Raw genomic sequence first — 24,443 nt, 5'->3', positions numbered from 1 at the left:
AGCTCATAAAAAATAAGGCGGTCATTGACCGCCTTACTCTTTCTATCGGTTAGCTATCCAACCGGATTATTTTTTCTCGCGGCTATGCAGGCCACGTTTTTCCAGACCGCGATAGATCAACTGCTGCTGGAGAATGGTTACCAAGTTGCTGACGATGTAGTACATAACCAGACCTGAAGGGAACCACAAGAAGAAGACGGTAAAGATGACTGGCATGTAAGTCATGATCTTCTGCTGCATCGGGTCGGTCACGGTGGTTGGTGACATCTTCTGGATGAAGAACATCGTCACGCCCATCAGGATCGGCAGGATGTAGTACGGGTCTTGTGCAGACAGGTCATGAATCCACAGCGCGAACGGTGCGTGACGCAGTTCTACAGAGCCCATCAGCATGTAATACAGCGCCAGGAAGATTGGCATCTGAATCAGCAGCGGGAAGCAGCCGCCCAGCGGGTTCACTTTCTCTGACTTGTACAGCGCCATCATTTCCTGGCTCATGCGCTGTTTGTCATCACCAATACGCTCACGCATTGCCTGCAATTTAGGTTGCAGTAAGCGCATTTTCGCCATAGAGGTGTATTGCGCTTTCGTCAGCGGATACATCACACCACGCACGATAAAGGTAATGGCGATGATGGAGAAGCCCCAGTTGCCGATGAAGCCGTGCAGGAATTTCAGCAGCTTAAACAGCGGCTGAGAAATAAACCACAGCCAGCCGTAATCTACTGTCAGGTCCAGATGCGGTGCAACAGCAGCCATCTTGTCCTGAATTTCTGGGCCGACCCACAGGGTGGCGTTCAGATTTTGCTGACTACCAGCGGCAACCACAACGGGAGCAGCCTTGAAGCCAATTGCAGCCTGACCGTTGCTCTTACTGGTAAAGAACGTATTCGCGCCGGTTGTCGTCGGGATCCATGCGGTTGCGAAGTACTGTTGCAGCATCGCCACCCAGCCACTGTTAGTGGTGATGTTCAGGCCTTCGTCCATGTCGCTGAAGCTGTACTTTTTGTACTTGTCTTCGCTGGAAGAGAACGCCGCGCCACGATAAGTGTGCAGTGCAAAGTTGCTGCTGCCAGTATCGCGGTGTTTAGGCAAGTCGATGGACTGTTTTAACTGACCGAACAGCGTGAGTTCCAGAGGCTGAGCGCTGGTGTTATTGACGCTGTAGTCAACGTTCAGTGCATAGTCGCCACGTTTCAGAACAAACGTTTTGGTATAGGTCACGCCGTCCGCAGCGGTGTACGTCATCGGAATGCGCAATTCGCTCTGACCATCAACCAGCTCGAAGCTATCTTGTGTGGTGGTAAACAGCGGGCGTGGGCCGTTAGCCGGGTTGTCCGGGCCGTTTTTGCCGGTCAAACCGCTCTGAGCCTGATAGACAAACTCTGATGTGGTTTCCAGCAGATGGAAAGGCTTATCGGAGCCTAATGTATCTGGGTAAGCCAACAGATGCGCTTGCTCGACGTCGCCGCCACGCGTGTTGATTGTCAGCGACAGGACATCGGTTTTCACCGTGATCAGTTTGCCTTGACCGCTAGCGGGTACGCCCTGGTTGGTAGCATCACCCGTCACTGCGTTCGTCGCCTGCTGTATGGCCTGCGTGGTTGCTGGCGGATTTTTATCCGTTTCCCAAGCCTGCCAAAGCATAAAGGTTACGAATAGCAGAGCGATGAGAAGAAGATTGCGTTGCGAATCCATCGTTAATGTTCTCTGTTATTGTCGGTTTTTGGCGGTACGGGATCATCACCACCAGGGTTCAAAGGATGGCATTTTAATACGCGTTTAAGCGTCAACCAACAGCCTTTTATCATGCCGAACCTGCGTATTGCTTCAATACCGTATTGCGAACACGTTGGCCGGAACCGGCAATGTGGTCCGAGTAACGGGCTGATAAAGAGTTGATAACCGCGTATCAACCCGATCAGCAGTCGGGAGCCAAACGACAGTGCCGACGCCATAGTTTTTCCAATGCTTCCGTCAGAGTGCGGTTATCCAGTTCAGACACCCCTTTTTTCACCAGTACCACAAAATCCATCGAAGGTAATGAATGTTGATGCAGGCGAAAGCTTTCGCGCGTCAGGCGTTTAATCCGATTGCGTTCATGAGCACGTTTTACATGCTTTTTGGCGACGGTAAGACCGATGCGGGGATGCCCCAGCGAGTTCAGGCGGCCGAGGATGGTGATTTGCGGCGTGCCAGCCCGTTGTGGTTGCTGGAAGACGAAAGTGAAATGACGGGGAGTTAACAAACGTAACTCCCTGGGAAATGCTAGCTTAACCACTCGGTGGGTTAGCTTTTATTACTTAGAAACAGACAGACGAGTACGGCCTTTCGCACGACGGCGGGCCAGAACTTGACGACCATTTTTGGTGGCCATACGAGCACGGAAACCATGGCTACGGTTACGCTTCAATACGGACGGTTGGAAAGTGCGTTTCATGGCGATTTCTACCTAAACTTGGAAAATTATAACTTCACAGTAAACGCGTTTGGCTGTTCGGCGTGAAAATGACCGACGCCTCAATCGCATATCACAGCTATATAACGGAAAGAGGCAGGATTGTAATAATTGTACAGTCCTGAGTCAATTAACATCACACTTAACACGCCAGCCATTCCCATTATTTTTGGAATTTCTGCCTGCCAGAGCACAGAAAAGGCGTAGACGCGCGGGCAGGGAATTATACGGACTCTATTGCAAAGCGCAAGGATCCTCCGACGATCTGTCCCACAAGATCATGATCGATGTCACCGTAACGATCGTGTTGCCAAGGGTATGCTTGGACGCTCTTCATATAGGGCGGGTGAAATGTGTGCTAGCCTTTCCTCTGCCGTGTTGCGAGGAGTCGCGATAAGAATAGCCTGTGGATAAAAAGGATCGAAACTGTGCAGAAGGGGAAGATCTCTTTGCCGGATTAGGTTATGATCCGCGGTTCCGTTAGCGATCCTTTTGACGGGATCGTCGGGGTAAACCGCCACGCTACGTGGTGTGTCTGCTGTCTGAATTGTGAATGAAACAATCGTGGATGACGCAGGCGCCAAAAAATCATGAGTCACATAAATAACGTCTTATTCTTTTCTTTTTGATCGTTCTTGTTCGAGTGGAGTCCGCCGTGTCACTTTCGCTTTGGCAGCAGTGTCTTGCCCGTTTGCAGGATGAGTTACCTGCCACAGAATTCAGTATGTGGATACGCCCGTTGCAGGCGGAGCTGAGTGATAACACTCTGGCGCTCTACGCCCCCAATCGCTTTGTGCTCGATTGGGTTCGTGATAAATACTTAAATAATATCAATGTCCTGCTGAATGATTTTTGCGGGATGGATGCGCCTTTACTGCGTTTTGAAGTGGGGAGTAAACCACTGGTTCAGGCCGTAAGCCAGCCAGCGCAGTCGCACCACAACCCCGTCAGCGTTGCGCGGCAACAGCCAGTACGAGCGGCACCGGTACGTCCAAGCTGGGATAACTCGCCGGTACAGGCAGAGCATACCTACCGTTCTAATGTGAATCCGAAGCATACGTTTGATAACTTCGTGGAAGGTAAATCGAACCAGTTAGCGCGCGCGGCGGCACGTCAGGTGGCTGACAACCCTGGTGGCGCGTATAACCCGTTGTTTCTTTATGGCGGCACAGGTTTGGGTAAAACGCACTTGCTGCATGCAGTGGGAAACGGGATTATTGCCCGTAAACCTAACGCGAAAGTGGTCTACATGCACTCCGAGCGTTTCGTGCAGGATATGGTGAAAGCGTTGCAGAACAATGCGATTGAAGAATTCAAACGCTACTACCGTTCTGTTGATGCGTTGCTGATCGATGATATCCAATTCTTTGCCAATAAAGAGCGTTCGCAGGAAGAGTTCTTTCATACCTTCAACGCGCTGTTGGAAGGCAATCAACAAATTATTCTGACGTCTGACCGCTACCCGAAAGAGATCAACGGCGTGGAAGATCGCCTTAAATCCCGCTTTGGTTGGGGATTAACGGTCGCGATTGAACCGCCAGAGCTGGAAACCCGCGTGGCGATTCTGATGAAAAAGGCAGATGAAAATGACATTCGCCTGCCTGGCGAGGTCGCATTCTTTATTGCCAAGCGCCTGCGTTCTAACGTGCGTGAGCTGGAAGGCGCACTGAACCGCGTTATCGCGAATGCCAATTTTACTGGCCGTTCGATCACCATTGATTTTGTGCGTGAGGCGCTGCGCGATCTGCTGGCGTTGCAGGAAAAACTGGTTACTATCGACAATATTCAAAAGACTGTAGCGGAATACTATAAAATCAAGGTAGCCGATCTGCTGTCTAAACGTCGTTCCCGCTCGGTGGCGCGTCCGCGCCAGATGGCGATGGCGTTGGCGAAAGAACTGACGAATCACAGCCTGCCGGAAATCGGCGATGCCTTTGGCGGGCGTGACCATACGACGGTGTTGCATGCCTGCCGGAAGATTGAGCAGTTGCGTGAAGAAAGCCACGACATCAAAGAAGATTTTTCCAATTTAATCAGAACACTATCTTCATAACACTATGAAATTTATTGTTGAACGCGAACGTCTGTTAAAGCCATTACAACAGGTCAGCAGCCCGCTAGGTGGCCGACCGACTTTACCGATTCTGGGCAACCTGCTGATTCAGGTGACGGAAGGCGCGTTGTCGCTAACCGGTACCGATCTGGAAATGGAGATGGTGGCGAAAGTGGCGCTGACGCAGCCGCATGAGCCGGGTGCCACGACCGTACCTGCCCGTAAACTGTTCGATATTTGCCGGGGTCTGCCGGAAGGCGCAGAGATTACGATTATGCTGGATGGCGATCGCATGCTGGTGCGTTCTGGCCGCAGCCGCTTCTCGCTGTCCACGTTACCCGCAGCAGATTTCCCGAACCTCGACGACTGGCAGAGCGATGTTGAATTTTCTCTGCCACAGGCGACGATGAAGCGTTTGATCGAAGCGACGCAGTTTTCGATGGCGCATCAGGATGTTCGCTACTACCTCAACGGTATGTTGTTTGAAACCGAAGGCGAAGATCTGCGCACGGTCGCGACCGATGGTCACCGTCTGGCGGTCTGCTCAATGCCGGTTGGACAATCTTTACCATCACATTCGGTGATCGTGCCGCGTAAAGGTGTCATGGAATTGGTGCGCTTGCTGGATGGCGGTGATACACCGTTGCAACTGCAAATTGGCAGCAATAACATTCGTGCGCACGTCGGTGATTTCATTTTCACGTCGAAACTGGTCGATGGCCGTTTCCCTGATTATCGCCGCGTATTGCCGAAGAACCCGGATAAAACGCTGGAAGCCAGCTGTGATTTGCTCAAGCAGGCTTTTTCCCGTGCGGCGATTCTGTCGAATGAAAAATTCCGCGGTGTGCGTCTGCATCTGATTCAGAATCAGCTTAAAATTACTGCCAATAACCCAGAGCAGGAAGAAGCGGAAGAGATTCTGGATGTGCAGTACGACGGCACCGAAATGGAGATCGGCTTTAACGTCAGCTACGTACTGGATGTGCTTAATGCGCTGAAGTGCGAAGGTGTGCGTTTGCTGCTGACCGATTCCGTTTCCAGCGTGCAGATTGAAGATAGCGCCAGCCGAGCGGCGGCCTATGTCGTCATGCCAATGCGGTTGTAGAATTATCGGGCAAGTTTACTTGCCCTTTCATCATTAAGATAACTGCAACATGGCCCTCACTCGTCTTCTCATTAAAGATTTCCGTAATATCGAGGCGGCCGATCTGGCATTGGTTCCCGGCTTTAATTTTTTGGTCGGTGCCAACGGCAGCGGTAAAACCAGCGTGCTGGAAGCGATTTATACGCTGGGGCACGGGCGCGCGTTTCGTAGCATTCAGGCGGGGCGCGTGATTCGTCACGATCAGCCGGAATTTGTGCTGCATGGTCGGATTGATGGCACAGAAACAGAGCGTTCCGTCGGGTTAAGCAAAAACCGTCAGGGCGATAGCAAGGTGCGAATTGACGGCAGCGACGGTCATAAAGTCGCTGAACTGGCACAATTGCTGCCAATACAGTTGATCACACCTGAAGGGTTTACCTTACTCAATGGCGGTCCGAAATTTCGGCGCGCCTTTCTCGACTGGGGCTGTTTCCATAATGAACCCGGCTTTTTCGCAGCCTGGAGCAACATGAAACGCCTGCTGCGCCAGCGAAATGCGGCGCTACGTCAGGTGAGTCATTATGGGCAGCTCAGAGCCTGGGATCAGGAATTGGTGCCGCTAGCGGAACGTATCAGCGAGTGGCGTGCGCAATACAGCGCGGCGATTGCCAGTGATATCTCCGCGACCTGTACGCAATTTTTGCCAGAATTTTCTCTCAGTTTCTCTTTCCAGCGCGGCTGGGATAAAGAAAGTGAGTATGCAGAACTGCTGGAACGGCAGTTCGAACGCGACCGTATGTTAGGTTATACGGCGCTGGGGCCGCATAAAGCCGACTTCCGCATCCGCGCCAGCGGCGTGGCCGTCGAGGATATGCTGTCCCGGGGACAGCTCAAGCTGCTGATGTGTGCGCTGAGGCTGGCTCAGGGTGAATTCCTCACCCGTCAGAATGGACTGCGCTGTCTGTATCTGATCGATGATTTTGCTTCCGAACTGGATAGTACCCGCCGCCGTTTGCTGGCAGAACGGTTAAAAGCCACTCATGCACAGGTGTTTGTCAGTGCGGTTAGCGCTGAACAGATAGAGGACATGATTGGTGAAAAGGGCAAGATGTTCCGCGTAGAACAGGGTAAAATAACGGTTCAATCACAGGACTAAAATGAGCGAGAAACGTTGATGTCGAATTCTTATGACTCCTCAAGTATCAAGGTATTGAAAGGGCTGGATGCGGTACGTAAACGCCCAGGTATGTATATCGGCGATACGGACGACGGTACCGGCCTGCATCACATGGTATTCGAGGTTGTGGACAACGCTATCGACGAAGCACTCGCTGGCTATTGTAAAGACATTATCATCACCATCCATGCCGATAACTCGGTGTCGGTGCAGGATGATGGCCGTGGTATTCCAACCGGCATTCATGAAGAAGAAGGGATCTCCGCTGCTGAAGTCATCATGACCGTACTGCATGCGGGCGGCAAGTTTGATGATAACTCGTATAAAGTCTCCGGCGGCCTGCACGGCGTAGGGGTTTCCGTGGTTAATGCCCTGTCGGAAAAACTGAAGCTGGTTATTCACCGCGACGGAAAACTTCACGAGCAGACCTATAAACACGGTGTGGCGCAAGCACCGCTGGCTGTCACGGGTGAAACCAACAGAACCGGTACGACGGTGCGTTTCTGGCCGAGCCACGAGACGTTCACCAATGTGGTGGAGTTCGAGTATGAAATTCTGGCCAAGCGTCTGCGCGAGCTGTCGTTTCTGAACTCTGGTGTTTCTATTCGCCTGATTGACGAGCGTGAGAAAGATAAAGCCGATCATTACCATTATGATGGCGGCATCAAAGCATTTGTTGATTACCTGAACCGTAACAAGACGCCAATCCACCCGAACGTGTTTTATTTTTCAACGATGAAAGATGATATCGGCGTAGAAGTGGCGTTGCAGTGGAACGATGGTTTCCAGGAAAACATTTACTGCTTTACCAACAACATTCCGCAGCGTGACGGTGGTACGCACTTGGCTGGCTTCCGCGCCGCGATGACCCGTACGCTGAATACCTACATGGATAAAGAAGGCTACAGCAAGAAAGCCAAAGTCAGCGCTACCGGTGACGATGCGCGTGAAGGGCTGATTGCCGTGGTGTCCGTGAAAGTGCCCGATCCGAAATTCTCTTCACAGACCAAAGACAAGCTGGTTTCTTCCGAAGTAAAAACCGCCGTCGAATCGCTGATGAACGAAAAGCTGGTGGATTACCTGATGGAGAATCCGTCAGACGCCAAAATCGTGGTCGGTAAAATTATTGATGCTGCACGTGCCCGTGAAGCGGCGCGTAAAGCGCGTGATATGACGCGTCGTAAAGGTGCGCTCGATCTGGCTGGTTTGCCGGGTAAACTGGCGGACTGTCAGGAACGTGACCCTGCGCTGTCTGAACTGTATCTGGTGGAAGGGGACTCAGCGGGCGGTTCTGCTAAGCAGGGGCGTAACCGTAAGAACCAGGCGATTCTGCCGCTGAAGGGTAAAATCCTGAACGTTGAGAAGGCGCGTTTTGACAAGATGCTTTCTTCGCAGGAAGTGGCGACGTTGATCACTGCGCTGGGCTGCGGCATTGGCCGTGATGAGTACAACCCAGACAAACTGCGCTATCACAACATCATCATCATGACCGATGCTGACGTCGATGGTTCGCACATCCGTACCCTGCTGTTGACCTTCTTCTACCGTCAACTGCCTGAAATTGTTGAGCGTGGCCACGTTTATATCGCGCAGCCGCCGCTGTACAAGGTGAAAAAAGGCAAGCAGGAACAGTACATCAAAGATGACGAAGCGATGGATCAGTACCAGATTATGCTGGCACTGGACGGCGCGACGCTGCACACCAATGCACAGGCACCAGCGCTGGCGGGTGAACCGCTAGAGAAGCTGGTTTCTGAACACTACTCTGTACAAAAGCTGATTGGCCGTATGGAACGTCGCTTCCCGCGTGCGTTGTTGAATCGTCTGATCTATCAGCCTACGTTGTCCGAAGCTGATTTGAGCGAACGTGAAAAAGTGCAGGTGTGGGCGGAGTCACTGGTTAGCAGCCTGAACGAAAGCGAATTGCACGGCAGCACGTACAGCTTTGTGATTCACCACGATGAAGAGCGTGGCGTGTTTGAACCGGCACTGCGCGTGCGTACGCACGGTGTGGATACCGATTACCCGCTGGGCGCGGGCTTTGTGGCGGGTGGTGAATATCGCAAGCTGAACCTGCTGGGCGAAAAATTGCGCGGCTTGATTGAAGAAGATGCGTACATTGAACGCGGTGAACGCCGTCAGCCAGTTGCCAGCTTTGAGCAGGCGCTGGAATGGCTGGTGAAAGAGTCTCGCCGCGGTCTGACCGTGCAGCGTTATAAAGGCCTGGGCGAAATGAACCCGGATCAGCTGTGGGAAACCACGATGGATCCGACCAGCCGCCGTATGCTGCGCGTGACAGTTAAGGACGCCATTGCTGCCGATGAGCTGTTCACTACCCTGATGGGGGATGCGGTTGAACCGCGTCGTGCGTTTATCGAAGAGAACGCCCTGAAGGCGATGAACATCGATATCTGATTCGGTCTACAGTGTTATCGTTATCTGAGCCAGCTCCCTGCGGAGCTGGCTTTTTTATTTCACCTGAGCCGTCCTGAATGACACCTGTACCGCACTTTTCTGGACTACGCCAAGACTAGGTGCGGTTTTTTATCAATAGGTTATGTTATTTCAATCGATGCCCATGCTTTCCGACACTTGACCCGACTTCCCCTCTGCTAGCCTCTGGAAGGTTCCAGAGAACCGGGTCTTTCCAGAGTCATCATGGCAAAAATCAAGCTCACCAAGCCTGCTGCTGCTGCTGCGGGTAGTTGGGGAGGTTGGGTGATCCAACGGGTTTTCAGTCGGCTGACCCCTTGCTCAGCCACGGACTCATACCCAGCGCCCCCACAATCCAGTCGGCGAATGCCCGTGTCTTGGCAGGAACCAATCGTGCGGATGGATGCACAAGGTAAACGGTCTCGTTGCTCTCCACGGGATGATCGGGCAGCACCAGCACTAGCCGACCACTATTTAGCTCCGGCCCTGCAAGCCAGTCAGATACCATTGCAATGCCCGTACCTGAAACGGCCGCTTGTACAAGGCTCTGCGCATCGTCGGTGACCAGAGGGCCAGCGATCCGAATTGCCGTAGCCTTGTCACCATCGCGCAGGTGCCAAAGCGGGTGCGATGCCAGACGGCAGAATCCCAGACAGGCGTGCCCGGCAAGATCGGCTGGGCGAGAAGGAGTACCGTGTGTTTGTAGATACGCGGGAGATGCACAGAGCATGCGCTGCGATGGCGCGAGCCTGCGTGCCACCAGTCTGCTATCGGCCAATGTTCCGATGCGGACTGCTACATCAAATGACTCAGCCACCAGATCGACGTAGCGATCTTCAAAGGCCGTTTCCACGATCAACTCAGGATAGGCCGCCAGGAAGGCTGGAAGGATCGGTGCAACCCACATGCGGCCGAAGGTCGCGGGCAAGGCGATACGCAGCGTGCCGCGCACGCCGACCGCAGCTGCTGCGGTGTCCTGCTCGATTTCCTGCAAGGTGCGCAAAGCGACCAGCATACGCTGATGGAAGGCCTCACCAGCTTCCGTCAACGCCAGCCTTCGTGTGGTGCGCTCCATAAGGCGTACACCTAGGCGCTTTTCTAGTGCCGTGACGCGTCGAGAGATAATGGAGCCATCACGCGCCAGCGCCAGGCCCGCGGCGGTGAATCCGCCATGTTCGACCGCGGCCAGAAAAGCTGTGATCTGCTCGAAATCGGTGCCGTTCATCTCTGTATTATTTGCATCAGTTATTTGCATTTAACCAATATTATCATTTTATGGTGAAGTAATTAAGCTGTGGGCAATCATCTAGCCCTCGGTTCCATGCGCATCCGGCGCGGACGGAAGGGTATGTTGGAGCTGAAATGAGCAAGACACATACGTCGGTCGCGACGGGTGACAGATTTAAGGTATTGGTGGCGATCTGCATCTCTGCGGTCATCATTCCGCTGGTGTTCACTGGCCCGGCGATATCCACGCTGGCGGTCGGGCGCGATTTAGGCGGGGATCAGTCCACCTTGAGTTGGATCGTGAATGCGTACGCCATCTCATTCGGCGGTTGCGTTATGGCCGCGGGAGCCATCGGTGACCAGATCGGCCGCAAGCGTTGCTTCGTGGCAGGGCTTTGGGTTTTCATCATCACCTCAGTTCTGATCGGTCTGACCCCGACCTTACTACTGCTAAATCTGCTGCGCGCCGCCGAAGGCATCGGTGGCGCCTTGGTACTAACCTCAGCCACCTCGCTGCTGGCTCAGGAGTTCGAGGGCGCAGAGCGTACTCGGGCTTTTAGCTTCCTGGGAACCGCGTTTGGTGTGGGTCTTGCGTTCGGACCGATGGCGTCCGGTTTCCTGATCGAGCACTTAGGTTGGCGCTCGCTCTACTTCGCCATCGCATTGATAGCGGCCTTGATCCTGTTACTGGGTACGAAGCGGATCAAGGAATCCTACGACCCCGATGCACAAGGTATTGACTGGCCGGGCTCCGTGTCCTTTACGACCGCATTGGTGTTGCTGACATTCGGCATTGTGTTCGGGCCGCAAGACGGCTGGGCGAGCCTGAAGGTTCTGTCGATGTTGGGCGGTGCTGCTCTGCTACTGGGAATATTCGTCGCCGTGGAGCTGCGGCGTACACGTCCCATGCTTGAACTTTCCCTGTTCCGCTACCCGCGTTTCATCGGCGTGCAGTTGCTACCAGTAGCGACGGGCTTCAGCTTTATCGCCTTGATTGTCTATGTGCCGATTTGGTTCATCGTGATCCAAGAGCGCGATGCGTTCACTGCTGGCCTTGCTATCCTGCCGCTAACGGCACCGATGCTGGTGGTGCCGCTGTTGGCGGGGAGGATGGCCCGATACGTCTCTCCGGGCCTGCTGTCGGGCATCGGCTTTCTCATTTCAGCTCTCGGTGCCTGGCTGTTGATGGACATATCTCCTGGCGGAAGCTTGTGGATGATGGCGATTCCCATGTTACTGATCGGCGTCGGCAATGGCCTACCGTGGGGGTTGATGGATGCCTTGTCAGTCAGTGTTGTTCCCAAGGAGCGTGCAGGAATGGCTGCCGGTATCTTCACCACCATGCGGGTGGCTGGGGAGGCGATTGCTATTGCGGCTATAGGCGCTGCGTTGGTCGGCTTGACGGCTACGAACTTGCGCACTGCGGCAGATGCCAATTCGCTATCGTTGCCGCAAAACGCCACGATGATTGCCAGTCAGATCGGAACTCGTTCCGGGCATGGTTCGTCTGCAACGACAGCCAGCGCCACGGACGACGTGATCATTGAGCTTGCGCATCGTGCCTACACTTCGGCTTTTCACAGCATCTTCGGTGTGCTGGCGCTCCTCTCTATCCTGACAGCGGTGATCTGCATCTTGACGCTGCGAAAATCGGCCGATGCACCGGACGAAACCTCGAGATCCGGTGGTAAGTAGTGAGTCACTAACTCAGTTAACCTATTGAAAAAATAACGTAGTCATCCGCATTTCTTTTTGCTTTTTATCAGGCCAATGCACGCCGTTTGGCGCTGCGCATTTCCTGTAGCAGCGTGATGAAAGCGGTGATTAGCATAAAGATGACGGCAGACCAGAAAATCGCGTGAGGGTGGCCGTGATCCAGCAGCCAGCCGAACAGCACTGGTCCCGCAGCACCACCCAGATTAAAGCCAGTGGAAACAATACCAAACACTCGCCCTTCGGCACCCGGTGGTGAGGCGGCGCGCACTAACATATCCCGAGACGGTGCGATCATACCGGAGAGGAAACCAGCGGCAGCCAACAACGGCACTAGCACGATGGTGGGTAAAGAATACATGGCGACGATGCTGACCAGTATGGCAGTGACGGCCAACGCCGCTGTCGCGACCAGTCCGTGCCGTTTAGTTTTATCCGCCAGTGAACCGCCAGCCAGTACGCCAAAGGCGCTGGCGAACAGAAACGCGGTGAGTGCCACGTTAGCCTGTGAAAGCGACAAGTCGTAGCCCGTTACCAATGCCGTCACCGAGAAGTTCTGGATTGAACCCGTACTTAAATTGAGCAACAGGAACAAAATCAACAGCGCCAGAATTGGCAGTGTGAAAACAGGCGCACGGGATATGCCTGGTTGGGTGTTTGTTGCCGCTGCGGGTTGCGCCCGGCGGGGTTCATCGCGATCTGTCAGAAGCAGTGGGATCGTCAGTAAGCCGATGATGCCGGAAACGATGAATGCGCTGTTGATACCGGAAAAGGCGGCAACGGACAGCAAAATTCCGGGGGCAATGGCCGTGCCCAGAAAGCCGGAGAACGTATGTACCGAGAACGCGCGACCCATGCGTTTTTCATCAATTCCGCGCGACAGTAAAGCGTAATCTGCCGGATGGTAAACCGCGTTCGCCACACCAGCCAAACCCATTACGGCGATCAGCCAGACGTAGCTGCCTGAAAAACCGAGTGAAAGAAAACAGAGGCTTCCGAGCGTGATTCCTGCGGTTAACGTGCGACGTGCACCAATGCGGTCCACTATAAAACCAATCGGCGTCTGCACACAGGCGGAGACAATGTTGAATACGCTGAGTGCAAACCCGAGTTCGACAAAGCTGATATCGCGCTGGGCTGACAGCAGTGGAATGAGTGCAGGCAGCACCATCATATGGAAGTGACTCACCAGATGGGCGGATGAGATTTGCGCCAGTAGCGGTAATTTTATGAGTTTCATATTTTTGGTCGCTTACAGGTCTATCGGTTTTATTATCGTGAGAGCTAGCGCAGGAACGGAGGGGCACTCCCTGGCAAAGAGATCATAAGGTTAGCATACTACTTATACTCGTTAGATTAGGGAAATGAGACAAGCGATTTGACGAGATGATAGGGGGCAAGTGGCGGAGAGAAAGCCGATCTCATGGAGAGTCAGAGACCGGCTAATTGAACGACGTTAATCGTTAGTCTTGTGTGAAAAATGTTTTCTTCAGCGCCACTTCAACACCACGTACTTCAGCAAGGCCGCGAAGACGGCCAATGGCTGAATAGCCTGGATTGGTCTTTTTCTTCAGATCGTCAAGCATTTGGTGACCGTGGTCGGGGCGCATCGGAATGGCACGTAAATTCCCCTGATGGCGGCGTTTCTGTTCCTCAGTAAGTACCGCTTTCACCACGCCGACCATGTCGACATCGCCATCCAGATGATCGGCTTCATGGAAACTATTCGGATTCACTTCACGTTTAGTGGCTCGCAGATGCATGAAGTGAATTCGGTCAGCGTAGGTTTCCGTCATTTTCACCAGATCGTTATCAGCACGTACGCCGAATGAACCGGTACACAGCGTAAAACCATTGTGGATACTATCGACGGTTTCTTTCAGCCACTGCATATCTTCAATTGTTGAGACAATACGCGGTAGCCCTAAAATGGGGCGCGGTGGATCGTCTGGGTGTACCGCCAGCACAATACCGACTTCTTCGGCAACATGAACGATGGCTTTGAGGAAATATGCCATATTTTCCCGCAGACGCTGGTGATCGATGCCTTTGTAGCGATCTAACTGAGCCTGAAATTGATCGAGCGTATAGCCTTCTTCTGCACCGGGCAGACCCGCAATAATATTACGCGTCAGTGTGTCGATATCTTGCTGGCTCATTGCTGCAAAATAGGCGCTAGCCTGAGCACGCTCATCGTCGTTGTAGTCTTGTTCTGCGCCGGGGCGCTTGAGGATATGCAGCTCGAATGCGGCAAATGCAATGTGATCGAACCGCAAAGCGCGAGAACCATCCGGCATCGGGTAGGCCAGATCGGTACGCGTCCAATCCAGTATCGGCATGAAGTTATAGCAGACGGTATCAATACCGCAGGTACCGAGATTACGTAGTGATTGCTGGTAGTTAGCAATGTATTCCTGATAGCGGCCCGTATGCGTTTTGATCTCTTCATGTACGGGAATGCTCTCAACCACAGACCAGACTAAGCCTTTTTCTGCCAGCAGTGCCTGACGTTGTTTGATCTCCTCAACGGGCCATACTTCGCCATTCGGAATATGATGCAGTGCGGTGACGATACCCGTCGCTCCCGCCTGACGCGCATCGTCTAATGATACGGGGTCGTTAGGGCCGTACCAGCGCCATGTATGTTCCATAATGTTACTCCTTGCTACTGAATATCAAAAATAGGTGGCGATATTATGCCGCTGGGGTTTCTTCTATAGGATCTTTCACGATAAAGAAGTAAGCCAGCGCCCCTGCAAACGTCACACAGGAGCACACCACGAGGGCCAGATTAAATGAATGCGTTTTGTCCACGACCCAACCGGTGACGATGGGGGCAAAGGACGCGAAAATGAAGCTACCGAAATTCTGTATGCTGCTGACTGAAGCAACCATACGCGAAGGCGCCATCACTTGTACCAATCCCCATGCTGATGTTCCCGCGAAGTGGACAAAGAACAGCGCCAGACTGATAAACGCGACGGCCATTGAGGTAGATGTTGATTGCACAACCAGCAGTGTACATGCCGCAGAGCACACCAGACCCAGGCAAATGAGTGACTTACGGCTTTTGGCAAGGGAATAGCCTCTGCGTGCCAGCTGGTCAGCAACGGTGCCATTAATCAACATGCCAATTGAACCAAAAAGGAAGGGAATAGCTGCGACCCATCCGGTGTTGACCAGACTCAGTCCACGTTCTGCCTGAAGGTAACCCGGTAACCAGGAAAGGTAGAGCCATCCAGTATAGTTAACACCGCTGAAGCCCAGAATCATTCCCCACACGGTACGGCGTTTAAACAACGCGCCCCATTCTTTCAGCGTAACACGGGTCTGCGATACGGGCTTGGTGCCAGCATTGAGGTAGTCTTTCTCTTCCTGAGTCAGAACGAATTTTTCACGGTTGCGATACCAGGCATACCAGCATAGAGCGATGGCGATACCGGCGATACCAATAATGACAAACATCATACGCCAGCCAAATGCCAGCATCAGCGCAACCAGAATGGGGGGGGCAAAAGCCTGACCAATGGTTGTAGAGGAATTGAAAATCCCCATTGGCAGACCGCGTTCTTTAGCGGTGAACCAATCGTTGATGACTTTTACGCCACTGGGCATAAAGGGAGCTTCACCGATGCCCAAACCAATACGCAGCATGATGAAATGGGAGAAATTATTCACCATGCCCGCCAGCGCTTGCATACTTGACCAAAACAGCAAACCGGCACCCAGCACAACGCGAGGGCCGAAGCGATCCAATAACAGCCCGCTGGGTAACTGCGAAATACCATAGGAGAGTGAAAAAGCGGAGAGGAGCACGCCAAATTCCGTGGCGGACAGTCCCAGATCGGCACGAATGGCTTCGTTTGCAATAGACAACGAACCGCGATCGAGAAAATTGATAATCCCTGCAAGAAACAACAAAAGCAAAGAAACAGTCTGGATACGTTTGAGCCGTTCAGTACGTTGCGCTGTCGGCGTGTGATCCAACGAGGTGGTAGACATTATTTTTATCCTCAACAGCAATCAGAATCTTTTAAGACCTCGAACCGTTATAGAGATAACAGCATTGAAGTTTGGACTAAAGGTCTGGTGGTCAGGCCACTGGACCTTAAAAAGTATTCCGCAATACGACGGTAATTACTGTGATGTACTTCTCATTATCTTTTCTCTTGAGTGATGGGCAGCGTAGATGAAAGGGCGAGCGCCTTCTCCGCATGTGGTAAGATTTGCTTCAGCATCGTACAGCCCACGCAGGCCTGAAGCCGGTTGGAGGAGTTATGGATTTACCCACGCTCAAAGTGGAGCGTTTGTATCGTCAGATATCAAATCTGCTGATCAACTGTATTCAACGTGGACAGTTTTTACCGGGAGATTTGCTGCCTTCAGAACGGGACTTGGCTAAACAACTCGGTGTAAGTCGGTCGTCGATTCGTGAGGCATTGATTGCATTAGAAATTACCGGATGGGTCGAAATACGCACCGGAAACGGTGTTTTTGTCAGCAACCCATTGCCACTGGTTGCGCAGCAGCAACCAGAAGAAGAATTCAGCCTGAAATCGTTGATTCTGGCCCGTCAGGCCTTTGAAGGTTTATTGGCGGAAATGGCCGCACGTAACGGTAGCGAAGATCAGCGAACCGAACTCATGGATATCATGCAGGATCTTACGCAGCTCAATGCTAACGATGAAAAATTTCTGAGTGAAGATAAGCGCTTTCATTTACTGATTGGCGAAATGAGTGGTAATGAAGTGCTGCGTGACATGATGGAGAATTTGTGGAACAAACGCACAAGCTCACGTTTTATTCGGCTGGAGAGCCATTACGCGCAGGAGGATTTTCCTGTGGCGTTGCAACAAGATCACCATGATATCGCGGTGGCGATTGTGGAGCGCGATCCAGTGCGTGCTCGCTCCTGTATGGAACGTCATCTACAACATGTTTACGATCGACTATTCAGCAACCCATAAGTCATGAAGCTCACCGCCTCAATTGAGGCGGTGAGCTTTGGAGCGCAAAGGTCTAAGAGAGCTTGAATACCAGCACCGTTTGCGCGAGCTGTCTGGCCTGCTCTTCCAATGATGCGGCAGCAGCTGTGGCTTCCTGTACCAATGCGGCGTTCTGTTGGGTGACGCCGTCCATCTCGTGAACGGCCTGCGTGACCTGACTGATACCGCGCGATTGTTCATCCGACGCAGAGACGATCTCATCCATGATGTCTTTTACCGAGGTTACGGCATGCAGCATTTCCTGCATGGTTGAACCGGCGTTTTGAACCAGCGTGACGCCGCTGTCGACACGGCTAGCGGATTCCGTAATCAGTGCTGTGATGTCTTTTACGGCACTGGCACTGCGCTGCGCGAGATTACGCACCTCGTTGGCGACGACCGCGAAGCCGCGCCCTTGTTCACCTGCTCTGGCGGCTTCCACCGCCGCATTGAGCGCCAGTATGTTGGTCTGAAACGCGATACCGCTGATGATGCTGGTAATATCCGCAATCTTCTTCGAACTGTCGTCGATCTCACTCATAATGTTGACGACCTGACCGACTATCTTGTCACCCCTCTGAGCGATGTGTGCAGCATTCTGTGCCAGCGTTGTAGCGTTGTGGGCGTTATCCGCATTCTGTTTCACCGTCGCCGTAATTTGTTCCATGCTGGCGGCGGTTTCTTCCAGCGCCGCAGCCTGTTGCTCAGTGCGGGAAGCCAGATCGGTATTGCCTGCCGCAATTTCTGTCGCTCCATGGCTGACTGATTCGCTGGTACTAATCAACTGCTCGGCGATGTCTCTCAACTGCGTCTGCATGGCGTTCATAGCGTAAAAAATACTGCTGTCGTCCTTCGGCTGCACAGGAATGTTTTGCGTTAAATCCCCTTGTGCGACGGACAGGGCGATCTGTGCTGCCTGAGCCGGTTCTCCACCGATAGGGCGGGCAACCTTGCGGTTAAAGATGATACCCAGCACGCCGGAAACGACCACGATGCTCAGTACCATAAGCAGTAGTGCCATGTTGCGCTGCTGTGCGGTTTCCGCCATCACCACGTTGACGGGAGCGGATAAGCCAAGCATCCAGGGCGTACCCGTATTGCCGATTTTTACTGGTACATACACGTTAAACGCCGGCGTGTTTAGCACGGTATTGTCACGCTCGATCTGATAAGGCTGACCCGTGGTGACATGCTCAAGCAGCGTTGAGTCGTTTTCAATTTTTTTGGTCACCCGAGCTTTGTCGGGATGAGAGATATAGGCACCGGTGTGTGACAACAACTGTGCGTAGCCCGTGCCTTGATAAGGTTTGATGTCATTGGTGAGCTGTTGCAACGTATCCAGTGCAAAATCTGCGGTGACGGAGCCGTAAAATTTGTTGTTGATGATGATAGGTACGGCAATAGAGGTCAGGAGTACATCAACGCCGTTGTAAGGGTAGCTATAGGGTTCCAGAATAACTTCTTTCTGGAGCTTCTTCGGCAGCAGATAATAATCACCACTACCGGGCGTTTCATAATCCACCAGATTATGCAGCGCAACGTTGCCAGCGGTATCGCGGTCGACATAGCGGACGAAGCGACCTTTCGGATCCTGATCGGGTTGGCTAGCGTACTCCCGATCTTTGCCGTCAAACGCATCAGGCTCCCATGCCAGCGACATGGAAAGGAAATCGGGGTGACTCTTTAGCGCATTCTTCAGCAGTGTTTCTGCGGTTTTCCGGTCGGCATTGCCTGCCTCTTGCAGACTGACAACGCTTTGTACCAGATTGCGCGCTGCATGGAGTGCAACATCCAGCTTTTGCTGAATGAGGTAGCTGTTGGTATATGCCGTTTGCTCAAGATACTGCTGGGCGATGGCCTTTTGCTGCTGGCCAGATTGCCAGATCAACAGACCGATAGTGAGAATAAAACCGAGTGCGATAGTGGTGACGCCCGCCAGGAGCATCAGCATACGTGTGCTGAGCTTTCTTTTTGGCGCGGTTGGTGAGGAATGAATGGGTAGATTGCTGTGGTTAACCGGTAACAGTGTTGTAGACATATGCGTAATATCCCCTGGGATATAAGCGCCGATACCCTTTATGCTTCAAGCTGCATGTGCGTTGTTCAAAACGATAACGTTTTGTCCTGAAACTCGAATTATTTAGGGTATATAGGTGCTTTTTTATAAAAAGAATCAATTAATTGTCTTCCTTTATGTTGTTGGGTCATTCCCTTACGCGACTCGTCATTTTTTGTGATGTAAGTCACAGTTAAATTATCGGCGAGAAACAGTATCTCTTTAGGTTATTCACGAAAACGTCACAAAGCGATGTGGCACGACAAATCGCTGTCGTGTGGGATTACATCACGCCGAACGGGGGAGGGATTAGGCGGCGGGGCCTTTGCTGACGGAATCACGGATAATCAACTCGCCTTTGAAGGCAGGCGCAGGCACGACGGTTTCCCCCTCCAGCCGACACAGTAGTTTCTCGAGGGTATAGTTGATCATTTCGGCGACAGGAACATGCACGGTAGTGAGTGGTGGATAGAACCATGATGCCATCGGCAAATCATCGAACCCCAGTAGAGAGACATCTTGCGGGATCGCGAGGCCGTGTTCGCGCAACGCTTTTGCCGCGCCAATAGCCATATCGTCATTACTGGCGACCAGTGCGCTGAATGTGGTTGAACGCTGGAGCAGGTTTTTTGCCGCCGTGTAACCGCCGTCATGAGTCCAGTCGCCTGGCGCAGTCAGCCTGTCATTATAGGGAATCCCGTTTTCCGCTAGTGCCTGTCGGTATCCAGCCAACCGGCTTGTGCCCGTGGGGGAGTTCGACGATCCACAGATAAACGCGATATCCCGATGGCCCTGTGCAATCAGGTAATTGACTGCATCATGGCAGTGTTGCTGGTGATCGGCGCAGATACCGTTATCGCCGTGTTGATGCAGTGTGCGGTTCACGACCATGATCGGCTGTTCATGTTGTTCGATAATGCTTTCCAGCGCCTCGATAGAAAGAAAGCGCGGATAGATAATGACGGCATCGCAGCGTAAATCGAGCAGGAACTGGATCGCTTCCCGTTCTTCTTCCGCACTGTGCTTGCCATCCGCCATGATGAGCTGCCGCCCGTATTTTTCCGTCATGGTTGCCGTTTGGAACAGTAATTCGCTGAAATAGGGGCCGCTATACAGCGTGTTAGTCACGACCAAGCCAATAATTTGCGATTTGCTCGTGGCGAGCTGTCGCGCCAGCAGGTTGGGCCGGTAGCCAATCTCTTCAATTGCCTGAAATACCCGATCCCGCGTGGTTTTACTGACGTAGTTATTCCCAGTCAGCACGCGTGATACGGTGGCCTTGGATACGCCGGCCTTTTTCGCTACATCAAGCATGGTTACCATCATACTTCCTGTTTTCTTTTTGCACCGCTTTATCGCGATATTATAGGGAAACTTTCCCTTTTTTATCATCAATAGCGAGTGTGGGGATAAAAATATTCCCCGATTGCGCTATTTATGATCGCCTTCAAAAAATAGTAAAAACAATATGAAACCGGTTGCATATTATTTTATGTCTTGCTTGAATAATAGAAAAACGGACGGTGAGGTGCAGTATGAATAAAATTTTACTCTGTTGCGCAGCAGGAATGTCTACCAGCATGCTGGTACAGCGAATGGAAAAGGTCGCCGAGAAAAATGCGATCGCTGTTGAGATAAAAGCCGTTGGTTTTGAAGAGTTTAATGAACTGATTGATGAATATGATTGCTGTCTTTTAGGGCCGCAGATCAAGTATAAACTGCCTGAATTCAAAGTGATAGCCGACGAAAAAGAGAAACCTATTGCCGTCATTAATATGGTTGACTATGGCATGATGAACGGGGAAAAAGTCCTCAATGATGCTCTGGCGATGATCAATTAGTATAACGGGAGGAATAATGAGTAAATTAAGTGAGTCATTATTCAGCGTTATCGAAAATCGTATTAGTCCGATTGCAGCAAAACTCTCCAGCCAGCGTCATGTTGTCGCAATTAAAGATGGGTTCATTGCATCTATGCCCTTTTTAATTGTTGGCTCTTTTATGATGTTATTTGCCCACCCGCCTTTTAGCCCGAATAGTGAATGGGCTTTTGCACAGTGGTGGCTGGGGATGGTGGAACGCCACGGCGAGCAGATCATGATGCCCTACAATATGACGATGGGCATTATGGCGGTGTATATCACCAGCGCCATCGCTTATAACCTGGCTCAGAGCTATAAAATGAACGGTTTTATGGCTGCCAGCCTGGCGCTGATGTCGTTTATGGTGGTGGCAGCGCCACAAATCGACAAAAGCCTGCCAGTCGGGTCGTTGGGCGGTGAGGGGATTTTTACCGCGATTATCGTGGCCATTTATTCGACGGAGCTGATGCATTTTTTGCAGAAGCGCAACATTGGTATCCGCCTGCCGGAACAGGTGCCGCCGAAAATTCGTCAGTCTTTCGATTTGCTCATCCCGATTCTTGCCATCTTCCTAACGCTGTTCCCACTTAGCCTGCTTATGCAGAGCCAGTTCGGCATGCTGTTACCGCAGGTGATTATGGCGATGTTTGCGCCGATTATCTCAGCATCCGATTCGCTCCCTGCCATTCTTATTGCCGTGCTGCTCTGTCACCTGCTGTGGTTTGCTGGGATCCACGGCGCGGTTATCGTCGGCGGTATTTTGCAGGCGTTCTGGTTGACTAACTTAGGGATCAACCAGGAAGCGTTTAACGCAGGCGCACCGATCACCAAAATCTTCATTGAGCCCTTCTGGCAGTTCTTCATTACGGTAGGAGGGTCGGGGGCGACCATGGGGCTGGTCTTTCTCTATCTGCGTAGCCGTTCTGCCCATTTGCGCTCCATCGGCAAGCTGGCCGTGGTGCCAAGCATGTTCAACATCAACGAGCCGGTAATTTTTGGTTCACCTGTCGTGATGAACCCGCTGTTGTTTATCCCGTTTATTACCGCGCCGTTGGTGAACGCTACCCTTGCCTATATCGCATTAAAAACCGATTTGGTGCACCGCGTGATCTCTCTTGCGCCCTGGACTACGCCGGGCCCAATTGGTGCGGCCTGGTCTACGGGATGGGACTGGCGGGCGGTGGTGCTGGTGGGGGTACTGATTATCGTGTCGTCCTTAATCTATTACCCCTTCTTCAAAATGTATGAACGTCAGCTGATTGCACAGGAAGTGGGTACAGCAGAGGAGGCAGTAAGTGATGCTCGATGAAACCACGGTAATGGAACTGATTATCTATGCGGGAGAAGCGCGCTCAAGCTCGATGGAGGCACTGAGTGCCGCCAGAAAATACGACTGGGACAAGGCTGAAGAACTGCTGAACATGGCTTCTGTGGCGGCACGCAAAGCCCATCAAATTCAGACGGCCTTGATCGGTGCTGATGAAGGCAGCGGAAAAATCCCGGTTAACCTGATTCTGGTTCACGCACAGGATCACCTGATGAACGCGATGTTATGCCGTGAGCTGGTGGAGGAGCTGATTCAACTGTATCGGGAAATCTCCTCCCTGAAACAACATGTAAATTTGAAATAACGAAAAGGAAATAAGATGTCTATTGAACAATTACCGAAAGACTTTCTGTGGGGCGGCGCGGTAGCGGCGCATCAAGTTGAAGGTGGTTGGGATCAAGGCGGCAAAGGCATCAGCATTTGCGATGTCCTATCCGGCGGTGCGCACGGCGTTGACCGTGTGATTACCGATGGCGTACAGCCTGGTGTCAGTTATCCAAACCATCAGGCGGTGGAGTTCTATTCCCACTATAAGCAGGATATCGCCCTGTTCGCCGAAATGGGCTTCAAATGCTTCCGTACTTCGATTGCCTGGACGCGTATTTTCCCCAATGGCGATGAGCTGGAACCAAATGAAGCGGGCCTGCAATTCTATGACGATCTGTTCGATGAGTTGTTGAAGCACAACATCGAGCCAGTGATTACGCTGTCTCACTTTGAGATGCCGCATCATCTGGTGAAGCAGTACGGTGGCTGGTTAAACCGCAAAGTGGTGGATTTCTTTGTGCGCTACAGCGAAGTGGTTATGAAGCGTTATCAGTCCAAAGTGAAATACTGGATGACCTTCAATGAGATCAACAACCAGCGCAACTGGCAGTATCCGCTGTTTGGCTATTGCTGTTCCGGCGTGATTTTTACCGAACACGATAAGCCGGAGCAGGCGATGTATCAAACCCTGCACCACCAGTTTGTCGCCAGTGCGAAAGTGGTGAAGCTGGGCCATGAGATTAACCCGGATTTCAAAATTGGCTGCATGCTGGCGCTGGTGCCACTCTATCCGTGGTCATGCCACCCGGATGACGTGATGTTTGCACAGGAAGGGATGCGTCAGCACCATCTGTTCGGTGACGTACAACTGCGGGGTTATTATCCTTCCTACATCCTGAACGAGTGGGCGAGAAAGGGCTATCACATTGATATGCAGCAGGAAGATGAACAGATATTGCGTGAAGGTTGCACGGATTATCTGGGCTTCAGCTACTACATGAGTAATGCGGTGCAGTACGCGGCAAAAGGCCGGAAAACCGAAGATGTCATCGTTGGGTTTGACGGCGGCGTGAAAAACCCGCATGTGAAAGCGTCGGAGTGGGGCTGGCAGATTGACCCGGTTGGCCTGCGCTATACTCTGAACAGCTTCTACGAGCGCTATCAGAAGCCGATGTTCATTGTCGAAAACGGCTTTGGTGCGGTGGATAAGGTGGAAGCCGATGGCAGCATTAATGATGACTACCGCATCAACTATCTCAAAGCACACATTGAGCAGATGAAGAAAGCCGTCGTGGAAGACGGTGTAGAACTGATGGGCTACACCCCGTGGGGCTGCATCGACTGTGTGTCGTTCACTACTGGCCAGTACAGTAAACGCTATGGTTTCATCCACGTGGATAAACACGATGACGGCACCGGCACGTTCAAGCGCTCGAAGAAAAAGAGTTTTGACTGGTATAAGAAAGTGATCTCCAGCAACGGCGCCGAGCTATAACGGCGATTGTAGGAAACATTAGCGACAGAGCCGTGCGTAACCGCACGGCTTTTTCTTGTCAGTGCTAATCGCTTCTCCAAGATGAGCGCGTATACACAAGTAATGTCGTGTGCAAGCTGGGTTGCCGTTATCCCCGGCGTAAGAAATTATGCTGAGGAGATAGCAGGCTTAGGATGAGCCGCAAGGACGCGGCGAAAGCTTGCGCCACGTCGGGCGCGTGCTACTCAGTCGCATGAGAATGCTGGCATTGTGGCACACGAAACGGTCGCTGAATCTGCATAAAAATGTGACTAAGAGGCGGCCTTC

Annotated in this window: 20 protein-coding genes; 10 read left to right on the top strand and 10 right to left on the bottom strand. The window is 52.3% G+C overall.

Annotated features, from left to right (window positions below; all coding sequences use genetic code 11):
* Window positions 1-66: 66 nt before the first annotated feature.
* From yidC to rpmH, 4 genes are read right to left on the bottom strand one after another with little or no spacing between them, the layout of a single operon-like run.
* The gene (yidC, locus tag CLR69_RS18320; RefSeq protein WP_129712924.1) at window positions 67-1,698 is read right to left on the bottom strand and encodes a membrane protein insertase YidC; all 1,632 of its coding nucleotides are present in this window, start codon (window positions 1,696-1,698) and stop codon (window positions 67-69) included.
* A gap of 2 nt (window positions 1,699-1,700) precedes the next feature.
* Window positions 1,701-1,958, bottom strand: coding sequence for a membrane protein insertion efficiency factor YidD (gene yidD, locus CLR69_RS18315; RefSeq protein WP_129707533.1), 258 nt, complete (start codon window positions 1,956-1,958; stop codon window positions 1,701-1,703).
* The gene (gene rnpA / locus CLR69_RS18310; RefSeq protein WP_071822913.1) at window positions 1,922-2,281 is read right to left on the bottom strand and encodes a ribonuclease P protein component; all 360 of its coding nucleotides are present in this window, start codon (window positions 2,279-2,281) and stop codon (window positions 1,922-1,924) included. Before rnpA ends, yidD begins: the two co-directional genes overlap by 37 nt.
* An 18-nt stretch (window positions 2,282-2,299) precedes the next feature.
* The gene (gene rpmH / locus CLR69_RS18305) at window positions 2,300-2,440 is read right to left on the bottom strand and encodes a 50S ribosomal protein L34 (RefSeq protein ID WP_005976668.1); all 141 of its coding nucleotides are present in this window, start codon (window positions 2,438-2,440) and stop codon (window positions 2,300-2,302) included.
* Between the two features lie 673 nt (window positions 2,441-3,113).
* Here rpmH and dnaA point away from each other — a divergent pair.
* Genes dnaA through gyrB form a run of 4 tightly spaced genes read left to right on the top strand, consistent with a single transcriptional unit; the run spans window position 3,114 to window position 9,187 of the window.
* Window positions 3,114-4,511, top strand: a complete 1,398-nt coding sequence (gene dnaA, locus CLR69_RS18300; RefSeq protein ID WP_129707531.1) for a chromosomal replication initiator protein DnaA — start codon at window positions 3,114-3,116, stop codon at window positions 4,509-4,511.
* A 4-nt stretch (window positions 4,512-4,515) separates the two neighbouring features.
* Window positions 4,516-5,616 carry a DNA polymerase III subunit beta gene (dnaN, locus tag CLR69_RS18295; RefSeq protein ID WP_129707529.1) on the top strand — a complete coding sequence of 367 codons (1,101 nt, stop codon included), beginning with the start codon at window positions 4,516-4,518 and terminating at the stop codon, window positions 5,614-5,616.
* Between the two features lie 49 nt (window positions 5,617-5,665).
* The gene (recF, locus tag CLR69_RS18290) at window positions 5,666-6,751 is read left to right on the top strand and encodes a DNA replication/repair protein RecF (protein ID WP_129707527.1); all 1,086 of its coding nucleotides are present in this window, start codon (window positions 5,666-5,668) and stop codon (window positions 6,749-6,751) included.
* Between the two features lie 18 nt (window positions 6,752-6,769).
* Complete coding sequence (gene gyrB, locus CLR69_RS18285; RefSeq protein WP_129712925.1) at window positions 6,770-9,187, top strand: DNA topoisomerase (ATP-hydrolyzing) subunit B; 2,418 nt, start codon at window positions 6,770-6,772, stop codon at window positions 9,185-9,187.
* Window positions 9,188-9,506: 319 nt separating this feature from the next.
* Here gyrB and CLR69_RS18280 read toward each other — a convergent pair whose 3' ends face one another.
* Entirely contained in the window at window positions 9,507-10,460 is a 954-nt protein-coding gene (locus tag CLR69_RS18280; protein ID WP_242451658.1) for a LysR family transcriptional regulator, read from the bottom strand.
* Window positions 10,461-10,567: 107 nt separating this feature from the next.
* On the opposite strand from CLR69_RS18280, the gene CLR69_RS18275 reads away from it, so the two are divergent.
* Entirely contained in the window at window positions 10,568-12,127 is a 1,560-nt protein-coding gene (locus CLR69_RS18275) for an MFS transporter (RefSeq protein WP_129712926.1), read from the top strand.
* A 67-nt stretch (window positions 12,128-12,194) separates the two neighbouring features.
* Here the strand turns inward: CLR69_RS18275 and CLR69_RS18270 are convergent, their stop codons facing one another.
* The 3 genes from CLR69_RS18270 to CLR69_RS18260 form a co-directional block, all read right to left on the bottom strand.
* Window positions 12,195-13,385 carry an MFS transporter gene (locus tag CLR69_RS18270; RefSeq protein WP_129712927.1) on the bottom strand — a complete coding sequence of 397 codons (1,191 nt, stop codon included), beginning with the start codon at window positions 13,383-13,385 and terminating at the stop codon, window positions 12,195-12,197.
* Window positions 13,386-13,608: 223 nt separating this feature from the next.
* Window positions 13,609-14,796: a mannonate dehydratase gene (gene uxuA, locus CLR69_RS18265; RefSeq protein ID WP_129707519.1), complete on the bottom strand. Its 1,188-nt coding sequence runs from the start codon at window positions 14,794-14,796 to the stop codon at window positions 13,609-13,611.
* 43 nt (window positions 14,797-14,839) lie between these two features.
* Window positions 14,840-16,147 carry an MFS transporter gene (locus CLR69_RS18260; RefSeq protein WP_129712928.1) on the bottom strand — a complete coding sequence of 436 codons (1,308 nt, stop codon included), beginning with the start codon at window positions 16,145-16,147 and terminating at the stop codon, window positions 14,840-14,842.
* A 275-nt stretch (window positions 16,148-16,422) separates the two neighbouring features.
* Between CLR69_RS18260 and CLR69_RS18255 the strand changes: the two genes are divergently transcribed.
* A complete protein-coding gene (locus tag CLR69_RS18255; protein WP_129707515.1) occupies window positions 16,423-17,112 on the top strand; it encodes a FadR/GntR family transcriptional regulator in 690 nt (229 codons plus the stop codon).
* A gap of 52 nt (window positions 17,113-17,164) precedes the next feature.
* Here CLR69_RS18255 and CLR69_RS18250 read toward each other — a convergent pair whose 3' ends face one another.
* Window positions 17,165-19,168 (bottom strand): methyl-accepting chemotaxis protein, encoded by a 2,004-nt coding sequence (locus CLR69_RS18250; RefSeq protein WP_165345999.1) that lies wholly within the window; start codon window positions 19,166-19,168, stop codon window positions 17,165-17,167.
* Between the two features lie 327 nt (window positions 19,169-19,495).
* On the bottom strand, window positions 19,496-20,509 hold the full coding sequence (locus CLR69_RS18245) for a LacI family DNA-binding transcriptional regulator (RefSeq protein WP_129713033.1): 1,014 nt from the start codon (window positions 20,507-20,509) through the stop codon (window positions 19,496-19,498).
* Between the two features lie 212 nt (window positions 20,510-20,721).
* Between CLR69_RS18245 and CLR69_RS18240 the strand changes: the two genes are divergently transcribed.
* Genes CLR69_RS18240 through CLR69_RS18225 form a run of 4 tightly spaced genes read left to right on the top strand, consistent with a single transcriptional unit; the run spans window position 20,722 to window position 24,137 of the window.
* Window positions 20,722-21,027, top strand: coding sequence for a PTS sugar transporter subunit IIB (locus CLR69_RS18240; RefSeq protein ID WP_039275979.1), 306 nt, complete (start codon window positions 20,722-20,724; stop codon window positions 21,025-21,027).
* Window positions 21,028-21,043: 16 nt separating this feature from the next.
* Complete coding sequence (locus CLR69_RS18235; protein ID WP_129712929.1) at window positions 21,044-22,357, top strand: PTS sugar transporter subunit IIC; 1,314 nt, start codon at window positions 21,044-21,046, stop codon at window positions 22,355-22,357.
* Entirely contained in the window at window positions 22,347-22,679 is a 333-nt protein-coding gene (locus CLR69_RS18230) for a PTS lactose/cellobiose transporter subunit IIA (RefSeq protein WP_129707678.1), read from the top strand. Before CLR69_RS18235 ends, CLR69_RS18230 begins: the two co-directional genes overlap by 11 nt.
* 15 nt (window positions 22,680-22,694) lie before the next feature.
* On the top strand, window positions 22,695-24,137 hold the full coding sequence (locus tag CLR69_RS18225; RefSeq protein ID WP_129712930.1) for a 6-phospho-beta-glucosidase: 1,443 nt from the start codon (window positions 22,695-22,697) through the stop codon (window positions 24,135-24,137).
* Window positions 24,138-24,443: the final 306 nt, after the last annotated feature.

The sequence above is a fragment of the Pectobacterium zantedeschiae genome (assembly GCF_004137795.1).
Lineage (GTDB): Bacteria > Pseudomonadota > Gammaproteobacteria > Enterobacterales > Enterobacteriaceae > Pectobacterium > Pectobacterium zantedeschiae.
Note: the sequence above shows the minus strand (reverse complement) of the source record. Positions and strands in the feature narration are given on the sequence as shown.

What these genes read in the sequence shown, in the direction of transcription:
- dnaN (WP_129707529.1), top strand. Translation starts at nt 4,516, where the DNA reads ATGAAATTTATTGTTGAACGCGAACGTCTGTTAAAGCCATTACAACAG.
- uxuA (WP_129707519.1), bottom strand. Translation starts at nt 14,796, where the DNA reads ATGGAACATACATGGCGCTGGTACGGCCCTAACGACCCCGTATCATTA.
- CLR69_RS18235 (WP_129712929.1), top strand. Translation starts at nt 21,044, where the DNA reads ATGAGTAAATTAAGTGAGTCATTATTCAGCGTTATCGAAAATCGTATT.
- CLR69_RS18260 (WP_129712928.1), bottom strand. Translation starts at nt 16,147, where the DNA reads ATGTCTACCACCTCGTTGGATCACACGCCGACAGCGCAACGTACTGAA.
- gyrB (WP_129712925.1), top strand. Translation starts at nt 6,770, where the DNA reads ATGTCGAATTCTTATGACTCCTCAAGTATCAAGGTATTGAAAGGGCTG.
- CLR69_RS18275 (WP_129712926.1), top strand. Translation starts at nt 10,568, where the DNA reads ATGAGCAAGACACATACGTCGGTCGCGACGGGTGACAGATTTAAGGTA.
- CLR69_RS18240 (WP_039275979.1), top strand. Translation starts at nt 20,722, where the DNA reads ATGAATAAAATTTTACTCTGTTGCGCAGCAGGAATGTCTACCAGCATG.
- CLR69_RS18270 (WP_129712927.1), bottom strand. Translation starts at nt 13,385, where the DNA reads ATGAAACTCATAAAATTACCGCTACTGGCGCAAATCTCATCCGCCCAT.
- recF (WP_129707527.1), top strand. Translation starts at nt 5,666, where the DNA reads ATGGCCCTCACTCGTCTTCTCATTAAAGATTTCCGTAATATCGAGGCG.
- yidD (WP_129707533.1), bottom strand. Translation starts at nt 1,958, where the DNA reads ATGGCGTCGGCACTGTCGTTTGGCTCCCGACTGCTGATCGGGTTGATA.
- CLR69_RS18245 (WP_129713033.1), bottom strand. Translation starts at nt 20,509, where the DNA reads ATGGTAACCATGCTTGATGTAGCGAAAAAGGCCGGCGTATCCAAGGCC.
- rpmH (WP_005976668.1), bottom strand. Translation starts at nt 2,440, where the DNA reads ATGAAACGCACTTTCCAACCGTCCGTATTGAAGCGTAACCGTAGCCAT.
- CLR69_RS18225 (WP_129712930.1), top strand. Translation starts at nt 22,695, where the DNA reads ATGTCTATTGAACAATTACCGAAAGACTTTCTGTGGGGCGGCGCGGTA.
- CLR69_RS18280 (WP_242451658.1), bottom strand. Translation starts at nt 10,460, where the DNA reads ATGCAAATAACTGATGCAAATAATACAGAGATGAACGGCACCGATTTC.
- CLR69_RS18250 (WP_165345999.1), bottom strand. Translation starts at nt 19,168, where the DNA reads ATGTCTACAACACTGTTACCGGTTAACCACAGCAATCTACCCATTCAT.
- CLR69_RS18255 (WP_129707515.1), top strand. Translation starts at nt 16,423, where the DNA reads ATGGATTTACCCACGCTCAAAGTGGAGCGTTTGTATCGTCAGATATCA.
- yidC (WP_129712924.1), bottom strand. Translation starts at nt 1,698, where the DNA reads ATGGATTCGCAACGCAATCTTCTTCTCATCGCTCTGCTATTCGTAACC.
- CLR69_RS18230 (WP_129707678.1), top strand. Translation starts at nt 22,347, where the DNA reads ATGCTCGATGAAACCACGGTAATGGAACTGATTATCTATGCGGGAGAA.